The organism is Duganella sp. S19_KUP01_CR8, from assembly GCF_036688705.1.
Classification (GTDB): Bacteria; Pseudomonadota; Gammaproteobacteria; order Burkholderiales; family Burkholderiaceae_D; genus Rugamonas.
Genome location: NZ_JAQQPR010000005.1, coordinates 148,273 through 162,889 on the forward strand (window position 1 = coordinate 148,273; position 14,617 = coordinate 162,889).

Annotated in this window: 16 protein-coding genes; 13 read left to right on the forward strand and 3 right to left on the reverse strand. The window is 61.9% G+C overall.

Annotation, left to right across the window (positions count from 1 at the left end):
- Positions 1-192 precede the first annotated feature (192 nt).
- From V6M89_RS06975 to ilvC, 3 genes are read left to right on the forward strand one after another with little or no spacing between them, the layout of a single operon-like run.
- On the forward strand, positions 193-1,935 hold the full coding sequence (locus tag V6M89_RS06975; RefSeq protein ID WP_332852515.1) for an acetolactate synthase 3 catalytic subunit: 1,743 nt from the start codon (positions 193-195) through the stop codon (positions 1,933-1,935).
- A 1-nt stretch (position 1,936) separates the two neighbouring features.
- Positions 1,937-2,428, forward strand: a complete 492-nt coding sequence (gene ilvN / locus V6M89_RS06980) for an acetolactate synthase small subunit (RefSeq protein ID WP_026334297.1) — start codon at positions 1,937-1,939, stop codon at positions 2,426-2,428.
- A 31-nt stretch (positions 2,429-2,459) separates the two neighbouring features.
- Positions 2,460-3,476, forward strand: coding sequence for a ketol-acid reductoisomerase (gene ilvC, locus V6M89_RS06985; protein WP_217944275.1), 1,017 nt, complete (start codon positions 2,460-2,462; stop codon positions 3,474-3,476).
- A 529-nt stretch (positions 3,477-4,005) separates the two neighbouring features.
- Here the strand turns inward: ilvC and V6M89_RS06990 are convergent.
- Both V6M89_RS06990 and V6M89_RS06995 read right to left on the reverse strand, forming a co-directional pair.
- Positions 4,006-4,812, reverse strand: a complete 807-nt coding sequence (locus V6M89_RS06990; protein ID WP_332852516.1) for a hypothetical protein — start codon at positions 4,810-4,812, stop codon at positions 4,006-4,008.
- Positions 4,809-5,708: a prolipoprotein diacylglyceryl transferase gene (locus V6M89_RS06995; protein ID WP_332852517.1), complete on the reverse strand. Its 900-nt coding sequence runs from the start codon at positions 5,706-5,708 to the stop codon at positions 4,809-4,811. Before V6M89_RS06995 ends, V6M89_RS06990 begins: the two co-directional genes overlap by 4 nt.
- Before the next feature lie 111 nt (positions 5,709-5,819).
- Between V6M89_RS06995 and V6M89_RS07000 the strand changes: the two genes are divergently transcribed.
- From V6M89_RS07000 to V6M89_RS07030, 7 genes are all read left to right on the forward strand, one after another.
- Positions 5,820-6,458, forward strand: a complete 639-nt coding sequence (locus V6M89_RS07000) for an SGNH/GDSL hydrolase family protein (protein WP_332852518.1) — start codon at positions 5,820-5,822, stop codon at positions 6,456-6,458.
- A gap of 92 nt (positions 6,459-6,550) precedes the next feature.
- Positions 6,551-7,318 carry an SIMPL domain-containing protein gene (locus tag V6M89_RS07005; RefSeq protein ID WP_332852519.1) on the forward strand — a complete coding sequence of 256 codons (768 nt, stop codon included), beginning with the start codon at positions 6,551-6,553 and terminating at the stop codon, positions 7,316-7,318.
- Between the two features lie 69 nt (positions 7,319-7,387).
- Positions 7,388-8,155 (forward strand): SIMPL domain-containing protein, encoded by a 768-nt coding sequence (locus V6M89_RS07010; RefSeq protein ID WP_332852520.1) that lies wholly within the window; start codon positions 7,388-7,390, stop codon positions 8,153-8,155.
- A 104-nt stretch (positions 8,156-8,259) separates the two neighbouring features.
- The gene (gene pssA, locus V6M89_RS07015; RefSeq protein ID WP_332852521.1) at positions 8,260-9,132 is read left to right on the forward strand and encodes a CDP-diacylglycerol--serine O-phosphatidyltransferase; all 873 of its coding nucleotides are present in this window, start codon (positions 8,260-8,262) and stop codon (positions 9,130-9,132) included.
- 59 nt (positions 9,133-9,191) lie between these two features.
- Positions 9,192-10,739 carry a 2-isopropylmalate synthase gene (locus tag V6M89_RS07020; protein ID WP_332852522.1) on the forward strand — a complete coding sequence of 516 codons (1,548 nt, stop codon included), beginning with the start codon at positions 9,192-9,194 and terminating at the stop codon, positions 10,737-10,739.
- A complete protein-coding gene (aroQ, locus tag V6M89_RS07025; RefSeq protein ID WP_332852523.1) occupies positions 10,739-11,407 on the forward strand; it encodes a gamma subclass chorismate mutase AroQ in 669 nt (222 codons plus the stop codon). The genes V6M89_RS07020 and aroQ overlap by 1 nt, the downstream gene beginning before the upstream one ends.
- A gap of 33 nt (positions 11,408-11,440) precedes the next feature.
- Positions 11,441-12,094: a GNAT family N-acetyltransferase gene (locus V6M89_RS07030; protein WP_332852524.1), complete on the forward strand. Its 654-nt coding sequence runs from the start codon at positions 11,441-11,443 to the stop codon at positions 12,092-12,094.
- Here V6M89_RS07030 and V6M89_RS07035 read toward each other — a convergent pair.
- On the reverse strand, positions 12,084-12,491 hold the full coding sequence (locus V6M89_RS07035; protein ID WP_332852525.1) for a VOC family protein: 408 nt from the start codon (positions 12,489-12,491) through the stop codon (positions 12,084-12,086). The two genes, V6M89_RS07030 and V6M89_RS07035, sit on opposite strands and share 11 nt — an antisense overlap.
- Positions 12,492-12,673: 182 nt before the next feature.
- Between V6M89_RS07035 and V6M89_RS07040 the strand changes: the two genes are divergently transcribed.
- From V6M89_RS07040 to V6M89_RS07050, 3 genes are read left to right on the forward strand one after another with little or no spacing between them, the layout of a single operon-like run.
- On the forward strand, positions 12,674-13,582 hold the full coding sequence (locus V6M89_RS07040; protein WP_332852526.1) for an alpha/beta fold hydrolase: 909 nt from the start codon (positions 12,674-12,676) through the stop codon (positions 13,580-13,582).
- On the forward strand, positions 13,579-13,926 hold the full coding sequence (locus V6M89_RS07045) for an antibiotic biosynthesis monooxygenase family protein (RefSeq protein ID WP_116988002.1): 348 nt from the start codon (positions 13,579-13,581) through the stop codon (positions 13,924-13,926). The genes V6M89_RS07040 and V6M89_RS07045 overlap by 4 nt, the downstream gene beginning before the upstream one ends.
- The gene (locus V6M89_RS07050) at positions 13,923-14,615 is read left to right on the forward strand and encodes an ArsR/SmtB family transcription factor (protein WP_332852527.1); all 693 of its coding nucleotides are present in this window, start codon (positions 13,923-13,925) and stop codon (positions 14,613-14,615) included. Before V6M89_RS07045 ends, V6M89_RS07050 begins: the two co-directional genes overlap by 4 nt.
- Positions 14,616-14,617 lie beyond the last annotated feature (2 nt).

The window sequence follows — 14,617 nt, forward strand, 5'->3', positions numbered from 1 at the left end:
AGAACCGCTACAGACAGATCCAGCCAAACGAGAGTTTGCAGCTAGCACTGCTTTGCACGTCACTACGGTTGACGGAAGAGGCAGGTGTGACTGCAGAAAAAAAGGGAAGCAGGGCAATGCTGTAGAGGTGGGCCTACTTCGTTAGGAAAGAGCATCCGATCAATCTCCTATGGACCTTGAAAGGAATGTTTCATGAATACCGAAGCAACCGCATCACAAGGAGCGAACACGCTCACAGGCGCTGAAATACTGGTGCGCTGCCTGGCCGAGGAAGGCGTAGAACACGTCTTTGGCTATCCGGGCGGAGCCGTACTGTATATCTACGACGCCATCTTCAAGCAAGACAAATTCCAACACGTCCTCGTGCGTCACGAACAGGCCGCAGTGCATGCCGCCGATGCGTACTCGCGCAGCTCGAATAAAGTTGGTGTCGCGCTGGTCACGTCCGGTCCGGGCGTCACCAATGCCGTGACAGGTCTTTCCACCGCTTACATGGACTCCATCCCCATGGTCGTGATCTCGGGCCAGGTGCCTAGCCACGCCATCGGCCAGGATGCCTTCCAGGAATGCGACACGGTCGGTATCACCCGTCCCGTGGTCAAGCACAATTTCCTCGTCAAAGACGTCAAGGATTTGGCGGAAACCGTCAAGAAAGCCTTCTTCATCGCCCGCACCGGCCGTCCAGGCCCCGTGCTGGTCGACATCCCGAAGGATATCTCGATGCACAAGACGACGTACTCGTACCCGAAAGAGGTCGAGATGCGTTCGTACAAACCGGTCGACAAGGGCCACTCCGGCCAGATCCGCAAGGCAGTCCAACTGCTGCTGCAAGCCGAACGTCCGATGATCTACACCGGCGGCGGCGTGATCCTGGCCAATGCCTCGCCCGAGCTGAACAAGCTGGTCGACAAGCTGGGCTTCCCGGTCACCAACACGCTGATGGGCCTGGGCGCCTACAAAGCGTCGAGCGAGAACTTCGTCGGCATGCCCGGCATGCACGGCACCTATGAAGCGAACATGGCGATGCAGCATTGCGACGTCCTGATCGCCATCGGCGCCCGCTTCGACGACCGCGTGATCGGCAACCCGAAACACTTCGCCTCCAACCCGCGCAAGATCATCCACGTGGACATCGATCCATCGTCGATCTCCAAGCGCGTGAAGGTCGACATCCCTATCGTCGGCAACGTCAAGGACGTGCTGATCGAATTCCTGGCCCAGCTCGACGCTGCGGACGCCAAGCCGAACGCGCCTGCGGTCAAGGACTGGTGGAAACAGATCAACGAATGGCGCGGCAAGGATTGCCTGAAGTTCGCCTCGTCGGAGCTGGTGATCAAGCCGCAGGCCGTGGTGCAGAAGCTGTGGGAAGTGACCAAGGGCGACGCCTTCATCACCTCCGACGTCGGCCAGCACCAGATGTGGGCCGCGCAGTACTACCCGTTCGACAAGCCTAAGCGCTGGGTCAACTCGGGCGGCCTGGGCACGATGGGCGTGGGCCTGCCGTACGCCATGGGCGTGCAGATGGCCAACCCGGACGCCACCGTCGCCTGCATCACCGGCGAAGGCTCGATCCAGATGTGCATCCAGGAACTCGCGACCTGCAAGCAATACCATCTGACACCGAAGATCATCATGTTGAACAACCGCTTCCTGGGCATGGTTCGCCAGTGGCAGCAGATCGACTACGGTTCGCGCTATTCCGAGTCCTACATGGATTCGCTGCCGAACTTCGAGAAGCTGGCGGAAGCCTACGGCCACGTCGGCATGCGCATCGAGAAACCGGGCGACGTCGACGGCGCGATGCGCGACGCCTTCGGCATGAAAGACAAGCTGGTCTTCATGAACTTCATTACCGATCAATCGGAAAACGTCTGGCCGATGGTGAAAGCGGGCAAAGGGCTCTCTGAAATGCTGTTGGGTTCGGAGGACTTATAAGATGCGACACATTATCTCTGTCTTGCTGGAAAACGAAGCCGGCGCGCTGTCGCGCGTGGTGGGCCTGTTCTCTGCCCGTGGCTACAACATTGAAACGCTGACCGTGGCGCCGACCGAAGACGCGACGCTGTCGCGGATGACCATCGTCACCACCGGTTCGGACGACATCATCGAACAGATCACCAAGCACCTCAACCGTTTAATTGAAGTGGTGAAGGTGGTCGATCTGACCGAGGGCCAGCACATCGAACGCGAGCTGATGCTCATTAAAGTGCGCGCGGTGGGCAAGGAGCGTGAAGAGATGAAGCGTACTGCGGATATCTTCCGTGGCCGCATCATCGACGTCACCGAGAAGACCTACACGATCGAACTGACCGGCGCCAAGACCAAGCTCGACGCGTTCATCGATTCGATCGACCGCGCCTCCATCCTGGAGACGGTACGCACCGGCGGTTCCGGCATCGGACGCGGCGAACGCATCCTCAAAGTTTAAACAAATTCAAAAATACTACTAAGGAAATACCATGAAAGTTTTCTACGACAAAGACGCTGACATCTCCCTGATCAAGGGCAAAAACGTTGCCATCATCGGCTACGGTTCGCAGGGCCACGCCCACGCGCAAAACCTGAGCGATTCCGGCGTCAACGTGACCGTCGGCCTGCGCAAAGGCGGTGCTTCGTGGAACAAGGTTGAGAAAGCCGGCCTGAAAGTGGCGGAAGTGAACGACGCGGTCAAGGCCGCCGACGTCATCATGATCCTGCTGCCGGACGAGAACATCGCCCAGGTCTACAACGAAAACATCGCTCCGAACGCCAAGCAAGGCGCGGTGCTGGCCTTCGCCCACGGCTTCAACGTGCACTACGGCCAAGTCGTGCCGCGCGCCGACCTGGACGTGATCATGGTCGCACCGAAGGCCCCGGGCCACACCGTGCGCGCCACCTACACCCAGGGTGGCGGCGTGCCGCACCTGATCGCCGTGTACCAGGACAAGTCCGGCATCGCCCGTGACATCGCCCTGTCGTACGCATCGGCCAACGGCGGCGGCCGTGCCGGCATCATCGAAACCAACTTCCGCGAAGAGACCGAAACCGACTTGTTCGGCGAACAGGCTGTTCTGTGCGGCGGCGCGGTCGAGCTGATCAAGGCCGGCTTCGAAACCCTGACCGAAGCGGGCTACGCTCCGGAAATGGCTTACTTCGAATGCCTGCACGAACTGAAGCTGATCGTCGACCTGATCTACGAAGGCGGCATCGCCAACATGAACTACTCGATCTCGAACAACGCCGAATACGGCGAGTACGTGACCGGTCCTAAGGTTGTGACCTCGGCCACCAAAGACGCGATGCGTCAGTGCCTGAAAGACATCCAGACCGGCGAGTACGCCAAGTCCTTCATCCTGGAAAACAAGGCGGGCGCTCCGACCCTGATCTCGCGTCGCCGCCTGACGGCCGAGCATCCGATCGAAGAAGTCGGCGCAAAACTGCGCGCCATGATGCCTTGGATCGCCAAGAACAAGATGGTCGACCAGTCGAAGAACTAAGCTTCATCTTCGTCACGAAAAAGCCGGCATTGATTGCCGGCTTTTTTCATTCTAAGGCCCCCTGGGATTTGGGGCTGGGGCGCATTCATATTTTGCTCAGTAGATCGGCCATGTGCTGTTGCCAGCCGGGGCCGGTCGCCCGCCAGCGCTCGATCACCGCAACGGGCAGGCGCAGCGAGATGAGTCCTCCCGCGTAAGCATAGATCGTTCGCCCGCCATCGCTTAGCGTCCCGCGTGCGACCATTTCATCCGTTAGTATATGTGCTAGATTGATGCCTGAAGGGAGGTTCTCATGCCAACTAAGATGATATGTTTGCTGGATGAGTTGAGAGTGTGCGTTGACAGCGCCGCCATGCGTGCCGACTTCGGGGCCGAAGCTGACGCGCGCTTTGCTAAGTTGCCCGCAACCGGAAAGACCATTCCCTGGACTGAAATGCGTGCGTATCTTGAGGAGCGCGTACGTGCTCGCAATACGTAGCCAGAAAGAAGCTGGATATGCGCGAGAATTCGTTTGTACAGTATAAATAATTTAAAGGGTGACACCCTTGTTGAAGTCCTGCGGCGAAAGGAAAAGTTTCCTTACCGCCGGGCCGCTCAGAATGTAGTGCGCTTCGCCGCACTTGGCACTGTCCCCGGAAGAGTTCGGGAACTCCACTGCAATCTTGCTGCCACTTTGGATCGACACTGTGCCCCATTCGAATGGCCGTTCATGTTGGCAGTGTTCGATATCCGAGGGACTCGCTTTCTTCTCCTCCAGGCCGAGCGCAATTTCATCCATCAGCAGCCCGTCTAATTCAAGCGCGGCATTGCTCTTGAAAAGGGACTTGACCGGAACTTCCCGTCCGTTCTTGAAGTCGAATATTCGATGGCTGATGCCATGCGTGGTACGTGCTTGGCCAGGCATCTCGATGTGAAGATCAAATGTGATGTGTCGGGCAAAACGCAAGGACACGAAGAGCTTGGACTGCGTCATCACGGACTCGCGCGCAGCCTTGTCGTTCGCCAGCAGAGCGAGTACGCCGGAGTCCTTGCTGCGAATGGCCTTTTGCAGCAAGGCGTCGTCCTGGAAAAGGGCTGCCAGCGAAACCGTCCGTGTCCACGCGTTCAGGCGCTCTAGTGCGGCCTTGTCCCCGCCTTTGAATACCGGGTATTGCCAATCTATGGTGTTTTCGCCGATGGCCGGATCGTCCAGCGGCTCCCCGGACCACCGTGCGACTTCGCCACCGCCGGTCAACTGCAAGACTGGTGGGGCGGCCTTATCTTTATCTTGCGCATGGCCGGATGAACAGGCCAGCAACGACCAGGTCACGACCATAAGAATGCGACGTTTGTTCATGAGGGGCGTCCCTTCATGCGTCCGGTACCGGTGGTCTTGCGTTGGCTGAGTATCAGCGTGCCGATGGCTCCCAGCGCTATCAGCGTTACCGCGATGATCTCCGCCTGCGTGGCATGCAGGCCGGCGACATTGAACACCGGATTGACGCGGATCTGCTCGATCAGCAGGCGCTCCACGCCGGCCAGCATCAGATACACCGAGAACAGCCAGCCGATGCGGAACGCATGCTTGCGCAGCGCCCACAGCACCGCGAAGCACAGCAGCGCCATCGCGGTTTCATAGATCGGCGTCGGATACACGCCGGGCAGGGCGATCAGCTCGCCGTAGATGTTGTTGTCGTAGGTTTGCGCCCACAGCCAGGTCGGCAGCCAGTCCGGCTTGAGCGCCATATTGGCCGCGATGCCCCAGTCGCCGTCGCCCGACACCTGGCAGCCGATGCGGCCGATGGCGTAGCCGATCATCATCGCCGGCGCCGCCGCGTCCAGCAGCGGACGCACCGGCAAGCGCCAGCGCCGCACGCAGACCATGCCGGCCAGCGTACCGACGATCAGCCCGCCGAATATGCTCAGGCCCGAGCGCGTGAAGATCATGCTCATCGGATCGGCGGCAAACTGGGTGGTGTGCTCCAGGATGTGGAACAGGCGCGCGCCGAATATGCCTGCCATCAGCACCACCATCGTCAGATCGCTGACCACGTCCTGCGGCGGCGCCTCGCGGCCGCGCACGCGCGCCGGCCCGATCCGGCCCGCTTGGTACAGGCGCTTGAGCTCGGCCCGCAGCAGCGCTCCCGCCGCCAGCGCGCCCAAGGCCACGAACAGTCCGAAGGTCGCCAGCGGCAGCGGCAGCTCATAGCCGGTCCAGGCCTGGACCACATCACTCAAATACGGATACGACATGTCAGCTTTCAAAAAGGAGTCCGGCGGAACTTTAGCACAAGGGGCGTGGCGAACAGCCGGACGGGTGCTATGCTGGCTGACGTTTGTTTTCTCTGCAAAGGTTGATACGCGATGGCCGCAAAACATGTGCTGTGCTACGGAGATTCGATGTCCTGGGGGATTATTCCGGGAACCAGGCAGCGCCACCCGCACGACAAGCGGTGGACCGGCATCCTGCAGCAACTGTTGGGCGATGATGTCCGCGTGATCGAGGAATGCCTGAACGGGCGGACGACGGTGTGGAACGATCCATTCCGCCCCGGCCGAAACGGCAAGGACCTGCTGCTGCCCATCCTGCACTCGCATGCACCGATCGATCTGGTCATCATCTTCCTCGGGACGAACGATCTGCAATCGGTCTATGGCGTGGGCGCCTATGAATCCTCGCTGGGCGCCGGCGCGCTGGTCGACATGGTCCAGGCCTGCCGCGCCGAACCGATGCAGGTCGCTCCCCAAGTGCTGCTGCTCGCGCCGCCACGAATCGTCGGGCTTGCTGGAACCATGGTGGAAAAATTTCACGGCGCCGAGGAAAAGTCGATCCACTTCACGCGCTGCTATGCGCGCATCGCCGAGGAGCGCGGCTGCTCGTTCCTGGATGCGGCGGAGTTCATTGAGCCTAGCGAAACCGATGGCGTCCATCTCGACGAGCTACAGCACCGGCAACTGGCGGAGGCGCTGCATCACCGGGTGCTGGACATGCTGGAGTGCTGACGATTGTTACAAACACTCACTATGTCTTACATATCTTGTAGGTAATTTCAGGTAAAGTTCTCCTTGTTGTAATTTTAACTTTGGAGCCCGCAATGACCGTCATGAAAACAATCGCCGCAGCCGCTGCCGCCTCCTTCGCGCTCGCCGCGCACGCCGCCCCGCTTGAATCGCTGCCGACCTCCGGCACGCTGGTCGTGGTGCCGGCCTTCGGCGAAGTCAAGCACGCCAATGATCAAGCGGTCGCCACCTTGGCGATCGAAGAGCAGGACAAGGACAAGGCCGCCGCCGCTTCGCGCGTCAACCTGAAAATGAAGCAGGGCCTGGACATCGTCAAGAAAGAAGACCCCAGCGCCAGCCTGAAAACCCAGGGCTATTACACCTATCCGGTCTATCCCGAGGAACGTCCAACGCTGAACGGCCAGCCGTCCAAGCCGCGCGCGCCGACCGCCTGGCGCGTGGGCCAGTATCTGCAAGTGACCACCACCAACCTGGAGAAGCTGCCGAAAACCGTGGCCGCCGCCCAGAAGATTCTGACCCTGAACGGCCTGCAGTTCGGCCTGACGCCGGAAACCACGCGCCAGCTGGACGACCAGCGCATCGCCGCCACCTATAAAAACCTGAACGAGCGCATCAACTCGATCGCCAGCGCGATGGGCCGCAAGGTCGGCGACGCCGTGCTCGATACGGTCGACTTCGAAGGCTCGGGCAACTACGCCCAGGAACGCATGGGCGGCGCACCTGCGCCGATGATGATGCGCTCGGCCAAGATGTCGGACGCCGCCGATGTGGCCGAACCAAGCTTCGAGCCGGGCGAGACCACGCTGCAAATGAACCTGGTGGGCAAGGTTCGCTTCAAGTAATCCCCGATGCGCGGCGGCGCATGTTGATGTACAGTTATGATTGTCTTTCTATTAATTCTGGAGATCGTAATGACTGCATTGAAACACCTGGCCGCCGCCGTTATCTCTGCTTGCGCGCTGTCCGCGCAGGCCGCGCCGCTCGAATCCCTGCCGACCAACGGCGCCCTGGTGGTGGTGCCCGCCTTTGGCGAAGTCCGCCACGTCAACGACCAGGCCATCGTCACGCTGACCGTCGAGGAAGTCGACAAGGACAAGGCCGCCGCCGCCTCCCGCGTCAACCAGAAGATGAAGCAGGGCCTGGAGATCGTCAAGCAGGAAGATCCGCAGGCCAGCCTGAAAACCCAGGGTTACTACACCTATCCGGTCTATCCGGAAGAGCCGGCCCCGGTGCCGGGCCAGCCGCGCAAGCCGCGCGTGCCGACTGCCTGGCGCGTGGGCCAGTCCTTGCAGGTGACCACCGTCAACCTGGCGGGCCTGCCGAAGACCGTCGCCGCCGCGCAGCGCATCCTGGCGCTGAGTAATCTGCAGTTCGGCCTGACGCCGGAAACCACCCGCAAGCTCGACGACCAGCGCATCGCCGCCACCTACGCCAACCTGAATGAGCGCATCAACTCGATCGCGCATGCGATGGGCCGCAAGCTCAGCGACGCCGCGCTGGACACGGTCGATTTCGAAGGCTCGGGCAATTTCGTCGACCGCGTCAGCGTGACCGGTTCGCGCGTGATGGGCGCGCCGGCGGCGGCGTACGCCAGCTCCGAAGCCGTGGTCGAACCGAGCTTTGAAGCGGGCGAAACCACGCTGCAGATGCGCCTGGTGGGCAAAGTGCGCTTCAAATAAGCAAACTTGGGCAGAATAGGGGGATGGCGCGCCATCCCCTTTTTTATGGTCGGCTCCTCTATAATGACGAGGCAACATCACCAGCTAATCAGAAACGGAACCCCATGGCCAAATTCCCCCGTCGCCGAGCCAAGAATGGCGCAGCCCAAGGCAAAACGCCGCAGATGTCGCGCTTTAGCCGCTTTGCACGCCGCGCCAGGGGCGAGGACCTCGACCGGCCGCGCCACCGCGGGATCTATCTGCTGCCGAATGCCTTCACCACCGCCGCGCTGTTCTGCGGCTTCTACGCCATCGTCATGGCGATGAACCAGAAATTCGAACACTCCGCCTGGGCCATCTTCATCGCCATGGTGCTCGACGGCCTGGACGGCCGCGTCGCCCGCCTGACCAATACCCAGAGCGAATTCGGCGCCCAGTACGACTCGTTGTCGGACATGGTGTCCTTCGGCGCCGCGCCGGCGCTGGTGATCTACGAATGGTCGCTGCGCGGCCTGGGCAAGCTGGGCTGGATCGCCGCCTTCGTCTACTGCGCCGGCGCCGCGCTGCGCCTGGCCCGCTTCAACACCAATATCGAAGTGGTCGACAAGCGCTTCTTCCAGGGCCTGCCGTCGCCTTCGGCCGCCGCGCTGGTGGCTGGCTTCATCCTGCTGATGGTGGACCAGGAAGTACCGGGCCTGCAACTGAGCTGGATCTCGTGGAGCATCGCCGTGTTCGCCGGCCTGACCATGGTGACCAACGTGCCGTTCTACAGTTTCAAGGACGTGAACTTCCGCAAGTCGGTGCCGTTCATCGCGGTGTTCCTGATCGCGCTGGTGTTCGCGCTGGTGTCGATCGACCCGCCGAAAGTGCTGTTCCCTATCTTCATCGCCTACGGCCTGTCAGGTTACGTGGTGTCGGCATGGCGGCTGGCCAAGGGCAAGAAGGTCAGCCTGATCCAGACCGACGAACATTCCGACGACCCCAGCGAGCGCCGCTAAACGACAGGGGCGGCAGGCCCTGAGAATTCAAGCAACGAAGCATCAGCCACGGAGCTATCATGAGCAACTCATCCAACCGCCTCATCATCTTTGACACCACCTTGCGCGACGGCGAGCAATCGCCTGGCGCGTCGATGACCAAGGACGAAAAAGTCCGCATCGCCAAGCAGCTGGAACGCCTGCGCGTCGACGTCATCGAAGCCGGCTTCGCGGCCGCCTCGCAAGGCGATTTCGAATCCATCAAGGCGATCGCCTCGGTGGTGCGCGAATCGACCGTCTGCTCGCTGTCGCGCGCCAACGACCGCGACATCGCGCGCGCCGCCGAAGCGCTGGCGCCGGCCGAACGCAAACGCATCCACACCTTCATCGCCACCTCCAAGCTGCACATGGAGATGAAGCTGCGCATGCTGCCCGACCAGGTGCTGCTGCAAGCGCGCAATGCCGTGCGCTTCGCGCGCCAGTTCACCGACGATATCGAATTCAGCCCGGAAGACGGCAGCCGCTCGGACGAGGACTTCCTGTGCCGCGTGCTGGAGGGCGTGATCGAGGAGGGCGCGACCACCATCAACTTCCCGGACACGGTGGGCTATGCGGTGCCGGAGATCTTCGGCGAAACCATCCGCCGCCTGCGCGAGCGCATCCCCAATTCCGACAAGGCCATCTGGTCGGTGCACTGCCATAACGACCTCGGATTGGCCGTGGCCAATTCGCTGGCCGGCGTGATGATAGGCGGCGCGCGTCAGATCGAATGCACCATCAACGGCCTGGGCGAACGCGCCGGCAACACCGCGCTGGAAGAAGTGGTGATGGCGCTGCGCACGCGCAAGGCTTACTACAACCTGGAAGTCGGCATCGACACCACGCAGATCGTCGCCGCCTCCAAGATGGTGTCGCAGATCACCGGCTTCGCCGTGCAGCCCAACAAGGCGGTGGTGGGCGCCAACGCGTTCGCCCACGCCTCCGGCATCCACCAGGACGGCATGCTGAAATCGCGCGAGACCTACGAGATCATGCGCGCCGAAGACGTGGGCTGGGCCGCCACCAAGATCGTGCTGGGCAAGCTGTCGGGCCGCAACGCCTTCAAGCAGCGCCTGCAGGAGCTGGGCATCGACCTGGATTCGGAAGCGGAGGTCAACGCCGCCTTCGTCCGCTTCAAGGAACTGGCCGACCGCAAGTCGGAGATCTTCGACGAGGACATCCTGGCGCTGGTGTCGGACGAAGCGCAATCGCATGAGAGCGAGTACTACCGCTTCCTGTCGTTGTCACAGCAGTCGAACACCGGCCAGACGCCGAGCGCGAAAGTGGTGTTCACGATCGACGGCGAGGAGCATGCCTCCGAAGGCAAGGGTGATGGCCCGGTCGACGCCACCGTCAACGCCATCGAATCCGAAGTGGGCAGCGGCGCCGAGTTGGTGCTGTTCTCGGTCAACGCGATCAGCACCGGCACCCAGTCGCAGGGCGAGGTGACGATGCGCTTGTCGAAGGAAGGCCGCATCGTCAACGGTGTCGGCGCCGATCCGGACATCATCGTCGCTTCGGCCAAGGCTTATCTGTCGGCGCTGAACAAGCTGCACTCGAAGATCGAGCGCGTTAATCCGCAGCCCTGATGCAGATACACACGCCCTACACATACTGCATGAGGTTGGTCGCCCTGCTTGGGCTGCTGCTTGTCTGCATGACGGCAAGCGCCCAGGTGGACACCGGGCTGAGGGCACTGGAGCCATTGCGGCTGGCGATCGATCAGCGCCTGCTGCTGGCGCAAGCCGTGGCGCGCGCCAAATGGAATGTGCAAGCACCGATTGAAGACATCGGGCGCGAAGCACAGGTCATCCAGGCTGCGGTGAAGGAGGGGAATGCACTTGGCCTTTCCAGTGCGTGGGTCGAGGCGGTGTTCCGTGCGCAGATCGAAGCGTCGAAAACCGTGCAGCGGGAATTGTTCGTTCAATGGCGCGCGCAGCATGCCGGCAAGTTTGATGACGCTCCCGATCTCGCCAAGACCGTGCGTCCCGAACTCGACCGGCTCACCACGCAGCTGTTGCGCTCCATGGCCGACAATCAGGCGGTGCTGAACGACGAGGCGCGCAAAGCCGATGTCGCTCGCTTCATGAGCTCGCTGGAGGCACGGACACTGAGTCCACATGCTGTTATGCAAGCGATCGCGCCATTCTCCACGCCCGCGCCGGCCGAACCCGTCAAAACTACCGGCGGAGCGGCTGAATGTGACGGACCGCACCCGCTACGCGCCGCCGCTGCATGGCCAAAGCTGGCCGGATGACACGCTGGTGGAATTTCAGTTCTAGTGGAAAGGATGAAATTGAGTACGACTTCCGGAGAATTTAATGTGGCGCCAACTGCGACAGCGTGGGCCAAGGGATGGACTCTGACGAGAAATAAAGCCTCACCCGTCAGTCAAGCCTACGGTTGCAAGATCGATCTGGGACTTCCTGAGTGTTTGGAGCGTCATGTCGTAGTCAGTGATGACGAGGGAATGTTGGTTGAACTGACCAGCAAATTACAGACTCCCGGAACGTGGCTCAAAGTGTGTGCGCATCCGGAAAAGGTCAGTCCTCTTCTGCATAAAAATTGGCAAGTCCAGGCGCCGGAATATTTGATGGCCGTGGCGCTGAAAGACGCAGTCGCGGGTACGCATGGCGGCTACCTGTTGTCGCTGTCCACATCCGGTGCGGTCACCGAAGCTGAGCTTCGGGATGTGGATGGACAACTGGCGGCTAAGGGGAAGGTAGCCCACTGCGATGGCGTCGCCACCTTTGACCAGATCGTGACTGAGCCCATGCATCAACGCAAGGGGCTGGGCCGGGTCATCATGGCGACGCTGGTCAACGCCGCTATCGCTCACGAGGCAAGAACCGGTGTGCTGGTTGCGACGGAGCAGGGCCGGGCCCTCTACCAGGCGATTGGGTGGGCCATGGTTTCGCCGGTCACTGCGGCGGTTATAGTTTAGAGCTGTCTGGCGCCGACCAGACCAGGTTCCACAGGTGGCCGTCGATATCTTCGAAGCCCTGGTCGTACATAAAGCCATGGTCCTCGGGCGGGTGCGGTGTACGGCCACCGGCGGCAACGGCCTTGGCGATCAGGCTGTCCACCTCTTCCCGGCTGTCGCAACTCAGGCAAATGACGATTTCATTGGCTTCCTTGGCATTCACGACGGGCTTGTCGATCAGGGACTTGAAGAAGGGTTCGGTCGTCAGCATGGCCTGGATGGTGTCGTCGACGATGTTCATGAATGCCGCGTTCTCTCCGATAAATTGGGGATTGAAGGCAAAGCCGAGAGCGGAAAAGAAGGCCTTGGATTTGTCCAGGTCCTTCACGGGCAGGTTGAGGATGATCTGTTTTTTCATAGCGCTTCCTTGGTTAGGTGGAATAGGCAATCGGTGCTTCATCCCTACGACGGGTGACGGCACACAAAATCGACACGCTTGCGAAAAATATTTTACTCCACGGGCTACGCATCCTTCGTTCCACGCCGAAGCATGCGCCGATTCAAACAGCTATCTTGTCGATTCGATGACAGGAGGCAGCAATGATCAAACTGATGGAAACGCCTATGCTGGCGCTGCAAGTACGCCGCGCCACTGAGGATCTGGGCGATGTAATCTACGTGCACGGCTCGACGTTCGGCGCCGATCTCTCCGTGTTCTATTCTTTCGACGACCGCAGCTGGGCCGATGCGCTGAACGCCGCTGGCTTCAATGTGTGGGGCTTCGACTTTGCCGGCTATGGCGCGTCCGAGCGATATGCGCGGCACGACAGCATTCCCGTTGGAGACTTGCGCAGCGTGCAGGACCAGCTGCATCGCGTGGTCTGCGCCGTTTGCGAGCGCAACGGCGGCCGGCCCGTCATGCTGTTGGCGCATTCATGGGGCGGCTCGGTGGCGTTGCGCTATGCGGGTGCGCATCCGCAGGCACTGGCCGCGCTGGCGCTGTTCGCGCCCATCGTGATGCGCGGCGCCACCGCTTCGGCGAGCGGCTACGTGCCGGCCGCCGCCGGTACGGCGTCGCACTATCCACTGACGGCATGGGCGCAGTACCGCCGCTTCGTTGAAGACGTCCCGCGCGGCCATCCACAGATGCTGGGTGAAGCACACTTCCAGCATTGGAGCGCCGCCTTCCTGGCGACCGATCCCGACGCCGCCAGCCGCACGCCGCCAGCCGTGCTGACGCCCGCCGGGCCGCAGGCCGATGTCCGCGCCTTGTGGTCCGGCGAGGCGCTGTATGATGCCTCGCGTGTCACTGCGCCGACGCTGCTGGTGCGCGGCGAATGGGACAGCGTATGTTCCGAGGCCGACGCCGTCAATCTGCTTGCCGACCTGGGTGGCAGCATCAAGCGCTGCGAGACCTTCCCGCGCGCTACGCACCTGATGCATCTGGAGTCGTCGCGCGGGCTGCTTTACAATGCCGTCAACGCCTTTTTGCGTAGGAGCGCCACATGATCGCCGTGATATTCGAAGTCATCCCCAGCACCGAAGGCTACGCCGAATACCTCGACCGCGCGGCTCAGCTGGCGCCGCTGCTGGAAAAGATGGACGGCTTCATTTCCATCGAGCGCTTCGAAAGCCTGAAGTCCCCCGGCAAGCTGCTGTCGCTATCCTTCTGGCGCGACGAGCAGGCGGTGCGCGCCTGGCGCGAGCAGGAACAGCACCGCGAGGCGCAAAGCGCAGGCCGCGCCGGCGTGTTCGACAACTATCGCTTGCGCGTGGCCAGCGTCATCCGCGATTACGGTTTGATGGAGCGCGACGAAGCGCCGCCATATCACCCACCGGTGGCCGCGCGATGAGTACGCCGCAACCGCGCTTCGCCCGCGTCGCCGCCGCGATCGGCGACCCGACCCGCGCGCTGATGCTGTCGCGATTGCTCGATGGCCGCTTCTACACCGCCACCGACCTGGCGCAGCATGCCGGCGTGTCCGCGCCGACAGCGTCACAACATCTGAAACTGCTGGTGGAAGAGCGGCTGGCGAGTGTGCGCGCGCAAGGCCGCCATCGCTACTACATGCTGGCCGACGGCAATGTCGCTCACGCGCTGGAAGCGCTGCTGCGCGTGGCCGACGGCGCGCTGCCCGAGAGCACGCGCTGGCAGGCGCCGGCCATGCGCGGCCTGCGCCATGCGCGCAGCTGCTACGGCCACCTGGCCGGCGTGCTGGGTGTGGATCTATGCCGCTGCTTCGTTGACAACGGCTGGGTGCGGCCAGGGGAGGGCGATGGCCACGACTATCCGCTCACGCCATTGGGCCAGGCGCAGCTGCGTCAGTTGGGCATCCAGTTGGCGGAAGGCGCCCCGGTCCAGCGCCAGTTGTATGGCTGCGTCGACTGGTCCGAGCGGCGCGATCACTTCGCCGGACCGCTGGCCGTGGCGCTGCTCGACAACTTCGTCGAGCGCGGCTGGCTGCGCCGCAGCGACGACACGCGCGCGCTGCAAGTCTCGGCCGGCGGCAAGACCGAACTGGCCGCCTGGCTCAGGGGTTGATC